At 47.3% G+C, this 18,332-nt stretch carries 15 protein-coding genes and 1 tRNA gene; 13 read left to right on the forward strand and 3 right to left on the reverse strand.

Annotated elements, in window-relative coordinates:
- On the forward strand, positions 1–248 hold a 248-nt coding region (locus HKN88_01025; protein ID NNC96631.1), incomplete at its 5' end, for a twin-arginine translocation pathway signal.
- Between the two features lie 24 nt (positions 249–272).
- Here the strand turns inward: HKN88_01025 and folK are convergent.
- The 3 genes from folK to tsaD form a co-directional block, all read right to left on the reverse strand.
- Positions 273–797, reverse strand: a complete 525-nt coding sequence (folK, locus tag HKN88_01030; protein ID NNC96632.1) for a 2-amino-4-hydroxy-6-hydroxymethyldihydropteridine diphosphokinase — start codon at positions 795–797, stop codon at positions 273–275.
- 28 nt (positions 798–825) lie between these two features.
- Entirely contained in the window at positions 826–1,179 is a 354-nt protein-coding gene (gene folB / locus HKN88_01035; GenBank protein ID NNC96633.1) for a dihydroneopterin aldolase, read from the reverse strand.
- A gap of 122 nt (positions 1,180–1,301) precedes the next feature.
- Positions 1,302–2,321, reverse strand: coding sequence for a tRNA (adenosine(37)-N6)-threonylcarbamoyltransferase complex transferase subunit TsaD (gene tsaD, locus HKN88_01040; protein NNC96634.1), 1,020 nt, complete (start codon positions 2,319–2,321; stop codon positions 1,302–1,304).
- 234 nt (positions 2,322–2,555) lie between these two features.
- On the opposite strand from tsaD, the gene rpsU reads away from it, so the two are divergent.
- The 12 genes from rpsU to cobA all read left to right on the forward strand — a co-directional run.
- Positions 2,556–2,771, forward strand: coding sequence for a 30S ribosomal protein S21 (gene rpsU, locus HKN88_01045; protein NNC96635.1), 216 nt, complete (start codon positions 2,556–2,558; stop codon positions 2,769–2,771).
- A 105-nt stretch (positions 2,772–2,876) separates the two neighbouring features.
- Positions 2,877–3,323, forward strand: coding sequence for a GatB/YqeY domain-containing protein (locus HKN88_01050; protein NNC96636.1), 447 nt, complete (start codon positions 2,877–2,879; stop codon positions 3,321–3,323).
- Positions 3,324–3,385: 62 nt separating this feature from the next.
- On the forward strand, positions 3,386–5,149 hold the full coding sequence (locus HKN88_01055) for a DNA primase (GenBank protein ID NNC96637.1): 1,764 nt from the start codon (positions 3,386–3,388) through the stop codon (positions 5,147–5,149).
- Positions 5,150–5,423: 274 nt separating this feature from the next.
- Complete coding sequence (gene rpoD / locus HKN88_01060; GenBank protein ID NNC96638.1) at positions 5,424–7,226, forward strand: RNA polymerase sigma factor RpoD; 1,803 nt, start codon at positions 5,424–5,426, stop codon at positions 7,224–7,226.
- A 40-nt stretch (positions 7,227–7,266) separates the two neighbouring features.
- Positions 7,267–7,343, forward strand: a tRNA-Ile gene (locus HKN88_01065).
- A 748-nt stretch (positions 7,344–8,091) separates the two neighbouring features.
- Positions 8,092–9,468: an ABC transporter substrate-binding protein gene (locus HKN88_01070; GenBank protein NNC96639.1), complete on the forward strand. Its 1,377-nt coding sequence runs from the start codon at positions 8,092–8,094 to the stop codon at positions 9,466–9,468.
- Between the two features lie 32 nt (positions 9,469–9,500).
- Positions 9,501–10,505: an ABC transporter permease gene (locus HKN88_01075; protein NNC96640.1), complete on the forward strand. Its 1,005-nt coding sequence runs from the start codon at positions 9,501–9,503 to the stop codon at positions 10,503–10,505.
- Positions 10,506–10,578: 73 nt separating this feature from the next.
- Positions 10,579–11,460, forward strand: coding sequence for an ATP-binding cassette domain-containing protein (locus tag HKN88_01080; GenBank protein ID NNC96641.1), 882 nt, complete (start codon positions 10,579–10,581; stop codon positions 11,458–11,460).
- A gap of 37 nt (positions 11,461–11,497) precedes the next feature.
- Positions 11,498–14,032 carry a nitrite reductase large subunit gene (nirB, locus tag HKN88_01085; GenBank protein NNC96642.1) on the forward strand — a complete coding sequence of 845 codons (2,535 nt, stop codon included), beginning with the start codon at positions 11,498–11,500 and terminating at the stop codon, positions 14,030–14,032.
- The gene (gene nirD, locus HKN88_01090; protein ID NNC96643.1) at positions 14,029–14,439 is read left to right on the forward strand and encodes a nitrite reductase small subunit NirD; all 411 of its coding nucleotides are present in this window, start codon (positions 14,029–14,031) and stop codon (positions 14,437–14,439) included. The genes nirB and nirD overlap by 4 nt, the downstream gene beginning before the upstream one ends.
- A gap of 13 nt (positions 14,440–14,452) precedes the next feature.
- Complete coding sequence (locus HKN88_01095) at positions 14,453–17,140, forward strand: nitrate reductase (protein NNC96644.1); 2,688 nt, start codon at positions 14,453–14,455, stop codon at positions 17,138–17,140.
- A 20-nt stretch (positions 17,141–17,160) separates the two neighbouring features.
- Positions 17,161–18,332, forward strand: a 1,172-nt coding sequence (cobA, locus tag HKN88_01100) for a uroporphyrinogen-III C-methyltransferase (GenBank protein NNC96645.1), incomplete at its 3' end; no start/stop codon positions are given.

Here is an 18,332-nt window from a genome sequence, read left to right on the forward strand (position 1 = left end):
CGCTTGCCAGTACCGGATTCCAGGCCGAACGCGACATCCGTGCGATCACGGTCAACCGCTGGCCACATGGCTATGCCTACAGTCCGGATCTGATCTGGGAACCACAGTGGGCGCATGAACACCAGAAGCCCTGGGTGATCGGACGCCAACAATTTGGCAATATCCATATCGCCAATTCGGACGCCGCCGCCAGCGCCGATACCAATGCCGCCATTACCCAGGCGTACAGAGCGGTAAGTGAGATCTAATTTCAGGTAAGTGTTAAACCAGCTTTAGGAAACGGCATGCCAATGACAATTCGGCAGCCCGATGCGATTCAGTTTTATCGGGGTGAGGATTGGTTTGGTGCGACTCAACTCGTCCCAGATCTCACTGAACAATTGCTTGCTGACCGGATGCTTTAGGCTTGGCGCAATATCGACCAGGGGTTTTAACATAAAAGGATATTTAACCAACTCTTTGCGCGGGAATGCGTACTTGCCAAATTGAATGATCTCGTCACCGTACAGCAAGATATCAATATCCAGTGTGCGTGGCCCAAACTTTTCCCCGGCGCGTAAACGCCCAAGTATTTTTTCGATCAAATTGATCTTGCGGGCAATGGCCGGGGCTGACTCATGCGTCTCGAAGGCTGCAACCAGATTCAGGAAATCGTCGCCCTCAAAGCCTTCGGCGGGATTTTGATAAACCGGTGAAACTTCCAGCTGGTCGAATTCCAATACCAGGGCCCGCAAACAACTTCGAATATAGCGCTCGGGATCGACATTGCTGCCTATAGAAACATATACCGTGGTCATATTTTTATTTTTGCTCGGGTATTGTGAACTAATGACGTTCGATGCGTATGCCAACGCTTTTGGAACCCCGCACGGCGCCTACTTTATTCAGGGTAATGCGCACCCAGTTGGTGGGGAATTCGGCCAGAATGATCCCGGCGACACGTTCGATCAGGGATTCGATTAATCCGAATTCAGATTCTTCGGCAAACTGGATCACGCGTTTGGCCACCGCTTTGTAATTCAGGGTGTCTTTAATGTCATCACTAGCCGCGGCTTTGGCAATATCGGTGCCCATTTCAATATCAAACACCAAGCGTTGTTTGATCTGGCGTTCCCAGTCGTAAATGCCAATAATGGCATGCACGGTGAGTTCTTTTATAAAAATCGTATCTTCTGACATGTGGCTATTGTAAGTGTATTTGATTAAAGATGATTTCCAGGATTGATAATTTTTTCAATCCGGCCCCGATTGTCCAGTCTCTATAGTCGAATCTCTATTGTCGGATCTCTATTGTCCAGTTTCTACAGACCAATCTCTTCAATCGACCAACGCGGCCTGGCCGTATGCGCTTGTTGGTCGCCGGCGAGCAAACGCTGACAACCGGCGTAAGCGATCATGGCGCCGTTATCGGTGCAAAACTCGTGGCGTGGATAAAACACCTGGCCATTTTTTTGCTGCATGAGGTCTTTGAGTTGTTGACGTAATTCCAGGTTTGCGCCTACACCACCTGCCACCACCAATTGTTGCAGTCCGGTTTGTTTTAAAGCACGTTTCACTTTTCCGATCAGGCTGTCCACCACGGCTTGCTGAAAACTTGCGGCAATGTCGGCTTTTTGTTGTTCGTTCAATGTCTGGTGTTCGCTTTGCAGATCCTTGATCGCGTAATACACCGCGGTTTTCAGGCCACTGAAGCTGAAATCCAGATTGGCCTTGTTCAACATGGGCCTGGGGAAATCAAATGCTGTATGGTCACCGCGTTCGGCGAGTTTGGCTAGCTCGGGTCCGCCCGGGTAGGGAAGCCCCAGAAGTTTGGCGGTTTTATCAAAGGCCTCGCCGGCGGCGTCATCCAGGGTGGAGCCCAGGATGTCGTAATCACCCAGTCCGCGTACCACCGCGATAAGGGTGTGCCCACCCGACACGATCAGGGCTAGAAAAGGAAAATCCGGTTGTTCTTTTTCCAGCATGGGAGCGAGTAAGTGGCCCTCCAGATGGTGCACGCCCACGCTCGGGATGTCATTGGCGTAGGCCAGGGCATTGGCAAAGGCCGTACCGACCAGCAATGCCCCGATCAAGCCGGGGCCGGCGGTGTAGGCGATGGCGTCAATGTCTTTTAGACTGGAATTGGCTTGCGCCAGAACTTCATCGGTCAGGCCGGTCATTTTGCGAATGTGATCGCGTGAGGCCAGTTCGGGCACCACGCCGCCAAATTCACGGTGTAATTCGATCTGGCTGTACAGCGCGTGCGCGAGTAAGCCCTGTTCGCTGTCGTAAACGGCCAGTCCGGTCTCATCACAGGAGGTTTCTATTCCCAATACACGCATATTCTTACCAGTCTCATCCCAATTCAGGGGCTCAAATCTTGCTATAAATGGCTAAAAACAGCGGAAAAACCGACTTTTTTAGAACCCGGGGTGAATAAAAGGGTCTGAAATAGAGTGTTCTGCCGCGTTTTGCCGCGAAATCTTTGCAATTTTACGCGCTTACGCTTAGAATTTGCGCCCTTAATTTAGCCAGTGACAGAAAATCTGTCCACCACCCGATAGGAAGTGATTTGTATGCCTAGCGTACGCGTAAAAGAAAACGAACATTTTGATGGCGCCTTGCGTCGTTTTAAACGTGCCTGTGAAAAAGCCGGAATTCTGACTGAGCTGCGTGCTCGCGAGTTTTATGAAAAGCCGACCCAGGAACGTAAACGTAAAAAAGCGGCTGCGGTCAAACGCGAAATGAAAAAAGTTTCACGTATGCAAAACCGCGTTAAGCGCATGTATTGATCCACACGCTGATCTAATACCAGTTTATAAAGGCTCGGCGTGATGCGTTGAGCCTTTTTTTATTTCCCGAAACATTTATTTCCACAACTAACGAGTGTAAGCAACATGTCATTAAAAGAAACCATTAAAGCCGAAGTTATCAAGGCCATGAAAAGCAAACAGAAAGAGCGTCTGGCTACCTTGCGCATGGTTACCGCAGCGATCAAACAGATCGAGGTTGATGAGCGCGTGGAACTGGACGACGCCCGCACACTTGCCGTTTTGGAAAAAATGACCAAACAACGTAAAGATTCGATTGCCCAGTTTGAAAAAGCCGGACGCGACGATCTGGTACAGATTGAAAAAGCCGAGCTCGCCATTATTGGTGAATTTATGCCAGCCGCTTTGACACCGCAAGAGGTCACGACACTGATCGAAAAAGCCATCGCCGATACCGGAGCTGCGAGCATGAAAGACATGGGTAAGGTCATGGGCATAGTGCGTGCCAGCACCAGTGGACTGGACGACATGGGCGCGATCAGTGGCATGATCAAGGCCAAGCTTGGAGCCTGATCGCGCAAGTCAGATCACCGCTCGCCAAATTTTGCGCCAAAGTATGAGAACATAAGCGGCTTATGGCAGGCTCAATCCCCCAACATTTTATAGACGAGATTCTCGCGCGCGCCGATATCGTGGATATAGTCGGATCGCGGGTGCAGTTGCGCAAAGCCGGCAAGGAATACAAAGCCTGTTGCCCCTTTCATGACGAAAAAACCCCGTCCTTCACGGTAAGTCCGGACAAACAGTTCTACCACTGTTTTGGTTGCGGCGAAAACGGTACGGCTCTGGGCTTTTTGATGGCCTATGACCATCTTGGTTTTGTGGAAGCCATCGAAGAACTCGCGCAACGCATGGGCATGCAAGTACCCAGAGACGAGCGCGCCTCGCGTCAGCAAAGTCAAATGAAGCCTTTGCACGTGACCATGGAAAAAATTGCCCAGTTCTATCAGGAACAACTCAAGCAGGATGAAGCGGCAAAAAGTTATCTCAAGGCGCGTGGCTTAACCGGGAAGATTGCCGCCGACTATCGGGTGGGATCGGTGGCCAATGCCTGGGACAGTGTCATGACCCGGTTTGGTAAAAGCGATGCTGACAAGAGTCGTTTAAAAACCCTGGGCATGTTGAGCGAGAACGATAAGGGCAAAGTGTATGATCGTTTTCGCGGGCGCATCATGTTCCCGATCCGCGACAGTCGCGGACGCATTGTTGGTTTTGGTGGCCGGGTTTTACAAAACGACGACAAAGGTGCCAAGTATCTGAACTCGCCGGAAACCCCGCTATTTCACAAAAGCAAAGAACTCTACGGATTGTACGAGGCCAAACAGGCCAACCGACACCTGGAAAGAATTGTAGTGGTCGAGGGCTACATGGATGTGATCGCACTGGCGCAACACGGTGTGAGTTACGCGGTTGCGACCATGGGTACAGCAACCACCACCGAACACGTGCAGATCCTGTTTCGTACTTGTGACAAAGTGATCTTCTGTTTTGACGGAGACCGGGCCGGACGCAAAGCCGCCTGGAAAGCCCTGGAAAATGCCTTACCGGTCTTGCGTGAAGGTCGTGCTTTAATGTTCTTATTCTTACCCGACGGGCATGACCCGGACAGTTTTGTAAGAGAGTTCGGACAAACCCGATTCGAGCAAGAGTTGGACAAGGCCACACCCTTATCCGAATTTTTGTTCGGGCATTTGAGTGAAGACCTCAACATGGATCATCTGGATGCACGCGCCAGTTTGGCGGAACGCGCCAAACCCCTGATCAACAAGATCCCGCAAGGTGTGTACCGCGATCTCATGCTGGGGCGCCTGGCTGAATTGGTCGGCACCGATGTCAAGCAATTGCAACAACGCCTGATCAAACCCAACGGTAAGTCCACAAATTCGCGACCCAGTCAGCGCGGTGGTACAAAGTCCGCCGGGCGTTCGGATCAACGTGGCGGGCTGGTGCGTCAGGCCTTGAGTTACTTGCTGCAATACCCGGCCCTGGCACAAAATTTTGATCACATCGAAAGTTTGAGTGAAGATCAGCCCGGAGTGAAAATGTTGGTTAATGTGCTCGAAGTTTTGCACGCCGAACCCGACCTGAACACACCGGCATTACTCGAACGTTTTCGTGAGCATCCACACGCCAGTGCCCTGAACAAACTCGTCACGCGTGAATTGATCCTGGAAACCGAGGACGCCGCGCGTGCTGAATTTGAGGACCTGATGCACAAGTTGAGCATTAAACAATCACATGAAAAACGGCTTGAAGAATTACTGGCCAAGAGTCGTAACAGCGGTCTTGACCAGCAGGAAAAGCAGGAATTGGCCAGTTTATTGAGCGAGCGCCCTTGAAAATCACCCCCGGGCTACTCATCTAAAGCATTGGGCCAGACATCTGTTGCTGGCAAGAATTGGCCAATATCCCGAAAAACCACGAAATTTCCGGGCAAAACAACAGAATTATCTGGTGCAAAGCGGGTCAGAAACGTATAATCACTCGTTTGTATTGAGCTTCCAGCCCTTGCGGCATTCTCACCGTCATTTCGAGGTCGCGAATCCCGGGCTGTCAGCCAATACATTTTGTTTTTTTGGCCACAAAATCTGGCCGGCATTTTTAGGTAACAATATGTCCCAAGCACAAAAGCAACCACAGTCCCAATTGAAAGACCTGATCGCCCTCGGCAAAGAGCAGGGATATTTGACCTATGCGGAAGTGAATGATCACCTCCCGAATGAAATGGTCGACCCGGAGCAGATCGACGACATCATCAACATGATCAACGACATGGGCATCAAAGTGTGTGAAACCGCACCGGATGCCGAAGAGTTGCTCTTGAATGACGCCGCCGCAACGGACAATGAAGACGCCGAAGAAGAAGCGGTTGCAGCCATTACCTCGTTTGAACTGGAACTTGGCCGGACCACCGACCCGGTACGCATGTACATGCGTGAAATGGGTACCGTGGATCTCTTGACCCGTGAAGGCGAGATTGCCATTGCCAAACGTATCGAAGAAGGCATTAACCGTATGCGGATGGCCTTGTCGATGATGCCAACCACGATCGAGTGGGTGTTGGAACGTTTTGACCTGGTGCAGAATGAAGAAATGCGTTTGGTTGACCTGATCGTGGACTTCACCCCGGAAGACATGGGCGACCGCATTCCGCCGCCAGCCCATGAAATGACCGATGAGAACGATCCGACTAAAAATATCGCGCCGCCGGAAGAGTTGATCAAGCATCTGAAAAAACTCAAGCGTGCCTTTGAAAAGTATCGTCCTATGCTGGAAGAAAAGGGCGTAAGCGATCCTGATGTGATCAAGCAACGCAAAAAAGTTTCCGATCTGTTCCTCGACATCAAGTTCCCGACCAACGCCCTTGCCAAACTGATCTGGTTCTTTAAGGCCCAGATCAATAGTATCCGGGTGCAAGAGCGCGAGATCATGCGTATGTGTGTTCAGGTTGCCGGCATGCCGCGTAAAGACTTTATCAACAGTTTCAAAGGCAATGAAGCCAACCTTGAATGGCTGGATAAACACATTCGCGCCAAACGCAAACATTCGTCTACCTTGTCAAAAATGAAGAATGACTTGTTACGTATCCAGAAAAAACTGGTGCATATGGAAGGTGTGACGGGTCTTGGTATTACCGAGATCAAAGAGCTAAACCGTCAGTTATCACTCGGTGAAGCGCGTGCGCGTCGTGCGAAAAAAGAAATGATCGAAGCCAACTTGCGTTTGGTGATCTCGATCGCGAAAAAATACACCAACCGTGGTTTGCAATTCCTCGATCTGATCCAGGAAGGCAACATCGGCTTGATGAAAGCCGTGGACAAATTTGAATACCGTCGTGGTTACAAGTTCTCGACCTATGCCACCTGGTGGATCCGTCAGGCGATCACGCGTTCCATCGCGGATCAGGCGCGTACCATTCGTATCCCGGTTCACATGATCGAAACGATTAACAAGTTAAACCGTATCTCGCGTCAGATGCTGCAAAAAATGGGTCGTGAAGCCACGCCTGAAGAATTGGCCATCGAGATGGAAATGCCGGAAGACAAGATCCGCAAGGTTCTCAAGATTGCCAAAGAACCAATCTCCATGGAAACCCCGATCGGCGACGATGAAGATTCGCACTTGGGCGATTTCATTGAGGATTTCTCGGTGTTGTCACCAAGTGATTCAGCCACATCGGAAGGCCTGGGTGAAGCAACCCAAAGCGTACTCTCGAGTTTGACACCACGCGAAGCCAAAGTTTTGCGTATGCGTTTTGGTATCGATATGAATACCGACCACACCCTGGAAGAAGTGGGCAAACAGTTTGATGTTACGCGTGAACGTATTCGTCAAATCGAAGCCAAGGCTTTACGCAAACTGCGTCATCCATCACGTTCCGAGCAATTACGCAGCTTCCTCGACGAAGGCAAGTAAAAAAAATTCGGCGCTGCAATTTCGCCAATAAAATAATGCGGGGCCTGTAGCTCAGTTGGTTAGAGCAGGGGACTCATAATCCCTTGGTCGTAGGTTCGAGTCCTACCGGGCCCACCATTCTTTCATAAGCCATACATCCTGTTTGAGGGTGTGTGGCTTTTGTTGTTCTACTGTCTTAAATCTTCTCTGGGTGTGTTTTTGCAATTAGATTTTTGCAAGAATTAGGCATTGTATTTTTTCAATCAATCAAAGTTAGATTTGTGCATGTTTCTGTCATAGAGGTTGTTGTTTTAACCGTAAATGACCGCCATATGCCTTACTGAGCTTTTCGTTTCCCAAACTTACTTCTGGATAACATTTGAACTACTCAAAATCCATAATACTGATAATGGTTCTACCCCGATAAATGGAAACTTCATTAAGCATAACTCAGACGATGAGTTGATACCTATATCTGCAACTGCTATTTAGCATCTGATGCAAAAATAATTTTGTTGCTTTATTTGTAATTTACGAAATCACCTTTTCTTGTTTGGGAGTGTTTAAGAACATTATTGCACTTAAAAAGGGCGTGAATAAATCTTTTGCTTGTAACCCCTAGTGCATTTATAAGATTGGTTGCACTTTTGTAGTGAACTTCTTTTTCTTTAAATTGAGAACGCAATTCAAATTATTAAATTAAAACAGTGACTTGAAAATGTTTCTGGATAGTTGGCACATGGTTTGTTTGGTGTATAGATGAGATCTGCTGGGGTTTAGTGACCGACAGGATTCCAGTTAATAAATCAATAAGGGGTATTGAGTGAGAGCTTTAGTTGAAAAAAGTAGTTTGTCCGTATTTTTAAAATCAATCGTTGTGGCAGTCCTGTTTATTTCGTTAACAAATTGTTCTTCTGAAAAAACCTCTAATAAAACAGTAGAGATTGTGAAGGAAGTCGCCCCAGAAAGCTCTCCCACCAAGTCCTCTGCACTTGAAAAAGAAGATCTTAAGTTCGGGTTTATTAAATTAACCGATATGGCGCCTTTGGCGATCGCTTATGAAAAGGGATATTTTGAGGATGAAGGTTTATATGTCACTCTAGAAGCACAAGCTAATTGGAAAGTATTGCTCGATCGTGTAATTGATGGAGAACTTGACGGTGCTCACATGTTGGCGGGTCAGCCCTTAGCAGCTACCATTGGTTATGGTACTCAGGCCGACATCATCACCGCATTCAGTATGGATCTCAATGGTAATGGAATTACTGTTTCCAATGACGTCTGGGAGGCCATGAAAGAGCATATCCCACAAGCGGATGGAAAACCGGTGCATCCGATTAAGGCTGACTACCTCAAACCAGTCGTTGATGACTACATTCAGGAAGGTAAGCCTTTCAAGATGGGGATGGTTTTCCCAGTGTCCACGCATAACTATGAACTACGTTATTGGTTAGCAGCAGGCGGTATTCATCCAGGATTCTATGCGCCGAAGAAAGGCGATACCAGTGGGCAGATCGATGCGGATGTCCTACTTTCTGTGACGCCACCTCCGCAAATGCCTGCGACTATGGAAGCAGGAACGATCTATGGTTATTGTGTCGGTGAGCCTTGGAATCAGCAGGCGGTATTTAAAGGGATCGGCGTGCCTGTAATAACAGATTACGAGATTTGGAAAAACAATCCTGAAAAAGTATTTGGTGTGACCAAGGAGTGGGCAGAGAAACATCCCAACACCCATAAGGCATTTCTTAAAGCAGTCATCCGTGCTGCTAAATGGCTGGACGAAGATAGCAATAAGAACCGTATGGAAGCGGTGCGTATTCTCTCTAAGCCGGATTATGTCGGTGCTGATGTGGAAGTCATCGCGAATAGCATGACAGGTACTTTCGAGTATGAGAAAGGGGACAAACGTTCGGTACCGGATTTCAATGTGTTCTATCGCTACTTTGCGACCTATCCTTATTACAGTGATGCGATTTGGTATTTAACCCAAATGCGACGCTGGGGACAGATTGCCGAACCCAAGAGTGATGATTGGTACAAAGAGATCGCCGCAAAAGTCTATCGCCCTGATCTTTATCTTGAAGCGGCGAATGAGTTGATCGCAGAAGGAAAAATTGCAAGTACAGATATCCCAACAACCAATGGTTATAAGCCTCCACAGTCAGAATTTATTGATGATATTACCTATGATGGCAGTAAGCCGAATGAATACTTGAGTAAATTTAGTATCGGACTTAGCAACGAACAGGTTTTGGACTAAGTGCATATTAGACGGTCAATCAAGGGTATTTTATGAGTGCAAATGAAGCGACTGTAGATTCTGGTCTCAATACGTTCAAAGGCTTTTCCTTCAATGAACTACGTGAGCTGATATCCGAAAAATCAAGTGCATTGATCCCGCCGATGGTGGCCATCTTTGTTTTCTTGATCTTATGGTCGGTTGCGTCCAATAATATTGTCACGAGTTTAGGCAACGTTCCGGGCCCGGTCGAAGTCGCGCAGCAATTTAAAGTTCTGGTGATCGAACATCAGAATGAGCGTGAAAAAGCTAAAGCCTTTTATCAGCGTCAGGAAGTACGTAATGTTGAGAAACTCGCGGCTAATCCTAATGCTGAGGTCAAGTTACGTAAATACACCGGTAAGCCAACATTCTTTGATCAGATCATTACGAGTTTGTTAACCGTTTTCAGCGGCTTTGCGTTGGCGGCAATTTTTGCGATTCCGGTAGGCATTCTTTGTGGATTAAGTAAGTCATTCTATCAAGCCTTGAATCCCTTGATTCAAATCTTCAAGCCGGTCTCTCCGCTGGCATGGCTGCCAATCGTTACGATGGTAGTCAGCGCTGTGTACGTCTCAGATGATCCAATGTTCGAAAAGGCCTTTATCACCTCAGCAATCACTGTGACATTGTGTTCTCTGTGGCCGACTTTGATCAATACGGCCGTTGGCGTGGCCAGTATTGATAAAGATCTATTGAATGTTGGCAAGGTATTACGCCTCGATTGGTGGACGAAAGTACGTAAGATCGTGTTGCCATCGGCAATGCCTTTGATCTTTACAGGCTTGCGCTTGTCGTTAAGTGTAGGTTGGATGGTTTTGATCGCAGCTGAGATGCTTGCTCAGAATCCCGGCTTAGGGAAGTTCGTCTGGGATGAGTTTCAAAATGGAAGCTCCAATTCGCTGGGTCGAATTATGGTGGCGGTGTTTGTGATAGGCATCATCGGATTTCTGCTTGATCGCATAATGCTGATCCTGCAACGGCGTTTTTCCTATGATAAATCTATCGAATTACGCTAATTTCTGTGCTAACCGTAGAGTTGCTTAAAAGATTCATTGATACCAACTATTGAATATTAATTGAGGATTGATTATGGCTAATGTATTTTTGGAAATCTCGCAATTAGTGGTTGATTTTCCTACCAAGAACGGTGCATTCCGTGCATTGGACGGAATTGACTTGAAGATATCTGAGGGTGAGTTTGTTTCCATTATTGGTCATTCCGGTTGTGGTAAATCGACGGTCTTGAATGTTGTGGCAGGACTAAATCAAGCAACGCTGGGTGGAGTCATCCTTGAGGGCAAGGAAGTCAACGCTCCAGGACCCGATCGTGCTGTGGTTTTTCAAAATCATTCTTTACTTCCATGGCTCACGGCTTTCGATAATGTGGCTTTGGCTGTGAATTCAGTACGCAAGGATTTGAGCAAGCAAGAAAAACATAAATGGATACTCCACAATCTGGAGTTGGTTCACATGGCACATGCATCCGATAAGCGCCCGGCAGAACTTTCCGGCGGCATGAAGCAACGAGTGGGCATTGCACGTGCGCTTGCCATGAATCCTAAAGTGTTATTAATGGATGAACCTTTTGGCGCACTGGACGCACTGACGCGCGCTCATATGCAAGACTCATTAATGGAAATTCAAAATGATCTCAAAAACACGGTAATCATGATCACACATGATGTCGATGAGGCCGTATTGTTATCAGATCGGATCGTGATGATGAGCAATGGTCCGGCCGCGAAAATTGGTGAGATACTTGAAGTCACTTTGCCGCGTCCGCGCAACCGTCTCGAACTAGCTAATAATGCTGACTATAACCATTACCGTGCGGAAGTATTACGCTTTCTGCATGATCGTAGTTTTCATAATCAGTCAGGAATAGAAGAAGGCGTTACTCAGGAAAGCGATAAAGAAAAAATCAGTGATGAGCTGTCTGTCGTTACAGGTGCTTCAAAAGAAGCCGCATAAAACACTTATTTAAGTGACAAAATAAAAGTATCCGAATATGAATAAAACGAAGATCCTGGTGATTGGCAACGGTATGGTAGGACATCACTTTGTTGAAACACTGGCTAATTCCGACGCTGATGTTGAGATTACTGTGCTGGGTGGCGAGACCGTACCAGCCTATGATCGTGTTCATCTCTCCGAGGTTTTTGATGGTAAGGAGCCATCTGATCTTGCGATGACGACCACAGAGTATTACGACACTTTGCAAGTCAAATATCACTTTGGTGATTTTGTTACTGAGTTGGATCGTGAAAGCAAACAGGTCACTACAGAGAGTGGTGCAGTTTTTCAATACGATAAGCTGGTGCTTGCAACTGGTTCATACGCATTTATTCCACCCATTCAGGGTAATGACCTTGAACATTGTCTGGCATATCGAACACTGGAAGATCTGGATGCAATTAAAGCTTCAGCGCGTGATGCCAAGACTGGTGTTGTTGTCGGTGGTGGCTTACTGGGACTGGAGTGTGCAAATGCTTTGAAAAACCTGGGGCTGGAAGCACATGTGGTTGAGTTTGCCCCCGGTTTGATGGGCGTTCAACTTGATCAAGACGGCAGTTCGATGCTGCGTCGAAAGATCGAAGCGCTCGGTGTAAAGGTACATACCAGTAAAGCGACACAAACCATAACGGCCGGTGATCAGTCACGTTTGAAAATGTCTTTCGCGGATGGCGGGGAGCTGGAAACCGATTTAATCGTCTTCTCGGCGGGTATTCGCCCCTATGATCAGCTCGCACGCGATGCGGGGTTGGAACTGGGTGCGCGCGGAGGAGTAAAAGTTAACGAATATTGTATGAGTTCGGATGAGAATATTTTAGCAATTGGTGAGTGTGCATCCTATCAAGATTTCATCTATGGTTTAGTTGCACCGGGTTATCGTATGGCAGAAACGGCTGTTTCACAGATTGTTGATAACTCGCGATCATTTGCCGGAGCCGACATGAGCACCAAGCTCAAACTACTGGGTGTCGATGTAGGCAGTATTGGTGATGCGCATGCACAGGCAGCAGGTGCAAAGGCGTATGTATTCAATGACGAGCCGAATCAGATCTATAAAAAGATCGTGGTCAACTCAGAGGGAACACGCTTAACGGGAGCGATTCTAGTCGGTGATACTGAGACCTATGATGTGATGTTGCAGTTGTATCTGAATGACATGGATATTCCCGAGAATCCTGTGAGTCTATTGATCCCCGATGCAGGTGATCCTATGGTTGGTATCGGTGTCGATAATCTTCCAGATAGCGCGCAAGTGTGTTCTTGTCATAATGTCACAAAACTGGACATCTGCTCAGCCATTGCTGACGGAGCCTGCAGTATGGCGCAATTGAAAAGTTGCACCAAAGCGGGCACCGGTTGTGGTGGTTGCGCTGCGCTAACGACCTCTGTGCTTAATAATGAATTAGAGAAGCAGGGTATATCAGTTGATAAAAGTATCTGTGAGCATTTTCCGTATACGCGACAGGAGTTATACCATTTGGTGCGGGTTGAGAAGATCGCATCTTTTGATGACATGCTTGCCAAACATGGTAAAGGTTTAGGTTGTGCGATCTGTAAACCGACACTGGCTTCGATCTTTGCGTCATGCTGGAATCAATATATTCTGGATGGTAAAAACCAGGGTTTGCAAGATACTAATGATCGCATGTTGGCTAATATGCAGAAGAATGGTACGTATTCGATCGTGCCACGGATTCCTGCTGGTGAGATCACACCCGATAAGCTAATCGTACTCGGTCAAGTTGCTAAAAAATACAATCTCTATACCAAGATCACAGGCGGTATGCGAATCGACCTGTTTGGTGCGACCTCAGAGCAATTACCCTTGGTTTGGGCTGAATTGATCGCTGCTGGATTTGAAACCGGGCACGCCTATGGTAAGTCGGTTCGTACCGTTAAAGCCTGTGTGGGAAGTACCTGGTGTCGCTATGGTGTACTGGATAGTATGAGCAATGCGATCAATATCGAGAATCGCTATAAAGGTTTGCGTTCACCGCATAAACTCAAGTTTGCAGTTTCCGGTTGTACACGCGAATGTGCCGAGGCGCAAAGCAAGGATGTGGGTGTGATCGCAACAGAACTGGGCTGGAGCCTATATGTCTGCGGCAACGGCGGGATGCGACCACGGCATGCTGATCTGCTTGCGACAGGTTTAGACGATGAGACCTTGATCAAATATATTGATCGCTTCTTAATGTTCTATATCAAAACCGCAGATAAACTTCAAAGAACGTCAGTCTGGCTGGAAAATTTGGAAGGGGGACTGGACTATCTGAAAGAGGTTGTTTGTGAAGATAGTCTGGGAATTGCCGAAACCCTCGAGGCACAAATGCAACTCGTGGTGGATAACTACCAGTGTGAATGGAAAACTTCACTTAAAGATCCGGTAAAAGTAAACACTTTTATGCCTTTTATTAACTCACCAGTCAAAGATTCATCCATTGTTTTTGTCAATGAGCGTGATCAGATACGGCCCGCGGAAGAAAATGAACTGGTCAAGCTATCACATAAAGAGGAAATGGAAGCATGATAACGACAGCTCAAGTGGCGTTTGCAGGGTCTCATTCACAGATACCGGAAGATCCAATCTGGGTGAGTGTCTGTCATGTTGATCGCCTAGTGGACAGCGTTGGCGCTTGTGCGTTGATAGACGGTCAGCAGGTTGCGATCTTCAAGATTGTTTCTCTCAGCGACAAAAGAAATTATCAGTTGTATGCACTCAGTAATTACGAACCACATGGCAAAGCACATGTACTGTCGCGTGGAATTGTTGGTGATCATAAGGGTGAGCCCATAGTTGCTTCACCACTTTATAAAAAACAATACAGTCTGATTACCGGACAATGTATTGATGATGAGCAATTTCAAATACCAGTCTATTCAGTTAAAGTCTATAACGATCTGGTATTTATTGGTCCACTTAAGGCCATAGATTAAATTGGCCGCTGTAATAAAACATGCTTCAACAATTAAAACCACTTGTCCCTATTGCGGTGTTGGTTGTGGTGTAGTTGTTTCTACAGTGGATGGTCATGTAACAGTTAAGGGCGATGAGGAGCATCCGGCAAATTTTGGCCGTTTATGCTCCAAGGGTGCCGCGTTAGCGGAAACGATTGATAGCCAAGGACGTTTGCTAAAGCCTCAGGTCAATGGTGTTACAACATCCTGGGATCATGCCATCAAGTATGTAGCTAATGGTTTTTCTGAAATCATAAAAAAGTACGGCCCGGATTCGGTTGCGGTGTATGCCTCCGGTCAGTTACTGACTGAAGACTACTACGTTGCAAATAAATTCATGAAAGGTGCTGTGGGCAGTGCCAACATCGACACAAATTCACGCTTGTGCATGGCGTCAACGGTGGTTGGTTATAAGCGAGCCTTCGGCGGCGATATCGTGCCATGCGATTATACGGATCTGGATGAAGCGAACCTTATTATTCTGATTGGTTCCAATTTGGCCTGGTGTCACCCGATCATTTATCAGCGGATCATTCAGGCGCGCCAGCAGCGACCCGAGCTCGTTATGGTGGTTATAGACCCGCGACGCACAGCAACCTGTCAGGATGCGGAGTTACATCTGCCAATCAAACCCGGAACCGATAGTATTTTATTTAATGGGCTGTTGGTTTACTGCGAACAAAATGATCTACTGGATAGTGAATACATTCAGAGCTTTACCGATGGCTTCGAGCAAACATTGGCGAGTGCACGACAGCAAGCTCCATCCTTACCAGAGGTTGCTGAGGCCTGTGGACTGAGTCAACGTGCGGTGGAGGCATTTTATCAACTGTTTGCCAGTCAGAAAAAAACCTTGAGTCTGTTTTCGCAAGGTGTCAATCAGGCTACTGTCGGAACGGATAAAGTTAACAGTATCATTAACGTGCATTTGGCAACTGGTCGTCTCGGCAAAGCCGGTATGGGGCCGTTTTCAATGACCGGTCAACCGAATGCTATGGGCGGTCGTGAGGTAGGTGGTTTAGCCAATCAACTGGCGGCACATATGGATTTCGTACCGACAAGCCGTGATAAAGTCCGGCGCTTTTGGCAATCTGACAGGCTTGCCGAACAAGCGGGCCTGAAAGCCGTTGATATGTTCAATGCAGTGGCGGAAGGTAAGGTAAAAGCAATCTGGATCATGAGTACCAATCCTGTTGCCAGTATGCCGAATGCTCAAAAGGTGAAACGAGCACTTGAACAGTGTGAACTGGTCGTGGTTTCTGACTGTATGGCAAAAACCGATACTACTGCATGTGCCAATGTGTTGTTTCCGGCAATTGGCTGGGGCGAAAAAAATGGCACAGTCACAAATTCAGAAAGAAGGATATCAAGACAACGTCCATTCCTGTCGGCAATGGGCGAGGCAAAACCGGACTGGTGGATCGTCACTGAAGTCGCACGCGCGATGGGTTATGAGCGTTTGTTCCCATATAACAGTGCTGCTGATATCTTCCGTGAGCATGCCGCACTGTCCGGTTTTGAGAATGCGCGTTCGCGTGCATTCGATATCAGCGCTTATGAAGCCATTAATGACAGCGCATACGATCAACTGACGCCCTTTCAATGGCCACAGAGTAAAACAACGCGTGTCGGGGTTGACAATGATGTAATTCAAGCTAAACGCTTGTTTAGTGACGGCGATTTTTATACCCTGAATCGTCGTGCTCAGTTTATTCCCATTAGTTCATCCGGTACTGCTGAACAAACCAGTGCAAATTACCCGTTATCACTAAACACAGGCAGAGTACGTGATCAGTGGCACACTATGACCCGCACGGCAAAGTCTGCACGTTTACTTGATCATGTGTCCGAATCCTATGTCAATATTCATCCGCTCGATGCTAAAAAGTATTCGATCGAGCCCACAGGATTGGTTGAAGTTAAAAGTCGTTTCAATCATACCCATTTGAAAGCAAAGATCAGTGATGATGTGCAACCCGGTGAAATATTTATACCGATGCATTGGAATGCTCAATACACCTCGGCAGGATCGATCGATCGCTTGGTCAATCCACATACAGATACGCTATCCGGGCAGCCGGAGTTTAAATTTACTCCGGTTAGTATCAAACCGATCAATATCGCCTGGTCGGCTGTGATACTGAGTCGCGAAACTATTGAGCTTAAGACATTTGATTATTGGTCATATACGCCGGGACAAAATTGCGATCTGTTCCATATTTCAGGTTTGAATGTACCTGAGAATTGGTCGGTCTGGGCAGACAGGCTTTTTAACGATAAGAATCTGACAATTTCTCTATTAAAACATTTAGATAATGAGCAAGGCTGCTTCCGCTTTATTTGGATCCAGGAAGGGCGCTTGCATACGGTTGCCTATATACGACTAAAAGCTGCAATCGGAAATCTTAACTGGATCAAACCACTTTTTGCCGTGCAGATCCTGGATCCGAGCGATATGCAGAGTCTACTCATTGGTGAATCGACATCCGGTGAAGGTGGGCCGATCGTTTGTTCATGTTTCTCCGTAGGACGTAATACCCTGATCAATGCGATTGTTTCGCAACAGTTAACGACGCCTGATGCCATTGGTCAGTCACTGCGTGCCGGAACTAATTGTGGGTCGTGTATTCCGGAATTACGTCAACTAATCCAGATGAACACTCTAGAGGGTCAAGCATAGTGGATTATTTACCTATTTTTATGCAAATGCACGGTCGCAATGCCTTGATTATCGGTGGCGGCGTAATCGCCTCGCGCAAAGCTGCATTAGTGCAAAAATCGGGAGCCAATATTCATGTGGTCAGTCCTGAGCTTTCACCTGCGATGCAGAAGCTGATCGCAAAAAATGGCTTCAAATATAGCATCGCAAATTATGATTCCGAATTTTTGGACAACAAGCATTTGGTGATCGCGGCCACGGATAATGATGAGGTGAACCAGCAAGTGTTCCAAGATACCAACCAGCGCGGTATCCCATGTAATGTTGCTGACAAAACCGAATTGTGCAGTTTCATTCTTCCAGCCATCGTTGACCGTGATCCAGTCGTAATCGCCATTTCAACCGGGGGGCGTTCTCCCGTTCTTGCACGTTACATAAAGGCGCGCATCGAAACATTTATTCCCACGGCCTTTGGCAAACTGGCGGATCTATTGGGGCGCTTTCGTGAAAGAGTTAAAACAGTCGTTGGCAATGATCGCGAACGTCGTCGCTTTTGGGAGGATGTCATTGATGGGGCAATCGGAGAGACTGTGCTTTCAGGTAATCATAAAGTAGCTCAACAACTTTTAGAGAACGAAGTTGATAGATACAAGGATAAGGTGACTGATCTATCGAGTCGCATTGGCGAAGTTTATCTGATTGGAGCCGGACCGGGCGATCCGGATCTTTTGACCTTCAGGGCGCAACGTTTACTGCAAAAAGCAGACGTGGTCCTCTACGACCGATTAGTACCCAGTGGCATATTTGAATTATGTCGTCGTGAGGCCGAGATGGTCTATGTTGGTAAGCGTAGGGATCAACACACCATTCCTCAGGAAGAGCTAAGTAAATTGCTGGTGCGCTATGCCCGTGCCGGAAAGTCTGTAGCCAGACTCAAAGGGGGTGACCCATTCGTGTTTGGACGAGGAGGTGAAGAGATTCAGGAGTTAGCCAAAGAAGGTATCCCTTTTCAAGTGGTTCCGGGTATCTCGGCGGCAAATGGTTGTGCCGCGTATTCCGGTATACCGCTGACGCACCGTGAATATGCTTCCGGAGTCAGTTTTTACACTGCCCATCGCAAAGCATTTGCATCTGATGGAAATACTGACAGCAATGAATCCATACTCACTCTGAACTGGTCCAAGATGATCGATGAACATCACACCAGTGTTTT

The sequence above is a fragment of the Gammaproteobacteria bacterium genome, assembly GCA_013001575.1.
Classification (GTDB): Bacteria; Pseudomonadota; Gammaproteobacteria; order Steroidobacterales; family JABDMI01; genus JABDMI01.